Source organism: Klebsiella sp. K5-306, assembly GCF_051835185.1.
In the GTDB taxonomy this organism is placed as follows: domain Bacteria; phylum Pseudomonadota; class Gammaproteobacteria; order Enterobacterales; family Enterobacteriaceae; genus Klebsiella; species Klebsiella oxytoca.
This window is the reverse complement of the sequence record NZ_JAIFJY010000064.1, coordinates 1-738: the sequence shown is the minus strand read 5'-3', so window position 1 is coordinate 738 and position 738 is coordinate 1. Positions and strand designations below refer to the sequence as shown.

The window sequence follows — 738 nt, the reverse complement described above, 5'->3', positions numbered from 1 at the left end:
AGACCATCACCTGACGCTGCTTCATCAGCGCCGCCATACGTACCGCGTTACGCGCGTACTCGACGAACATCAGGAAGGTGGAGGTGTACGGCAGGAAACCGCCGTGCAGGGCGATACCGTTGGCAATGGCGGTCATGCCGAATTCACGCACGCCGTAGTGGATATAGTTACCGGCAGCGTCTTCGTTGATGGCCTTAGAGCCGGACCACAGGGTCAGGTTACTTGGCGCCAGGTCAGCGGAGCCGCCGAGGAACTCAGGCAGCAGCGGGCCGAAGGCTTCAATGGCGTTCTGCGACGCTTTACGGCTGGCGATTTTCGCCGGGTTAGCCTGCAGCTTCGCGATGAATTCGTTCGCTTTCGCGTCGAAATCAGCCGGCATCTCGCCTTTCATACGGCGGGTGAATTCTGCTGCTTCCTGCGGGAAGGCTCTGGCGTAGGCGGCGAATTTCTCGTTCCACGCGGACTCTTTCGCCTGACCGGCTTCTTTCGCATCCCACTGGGCATAGATTTCAGACGGAATTTCAAACGCCGGGTGTTTCCAGCCGAGCGCTTCGCGGGTCAGCGCGATTTCCGCGTCGCCCAGCGGCGCGCCGTGGGAGTCGTGGGTACCAGCTTTGTTCGGCGAACCGAAACCGATGATGGTTTTGCACATCAGCAGGGACGGTTTGTCGGTGACCGCACGCGCTTCTTCCACCGCGCGTTTAATCGAGTCAGCATCGTGACCGTCAACGCCGCGCA

Annotated in this window: 1 pseudogene; it reads right to left on the bottom strand. The window is 60.4% G+C overall.

Going from position 1 to position 738, the window contains the following annotated elements:
• Positions 1 to 738: pseudogene (locus K2184_RS29000) on the bottom strand (transketolase); the annotation flags it as partial.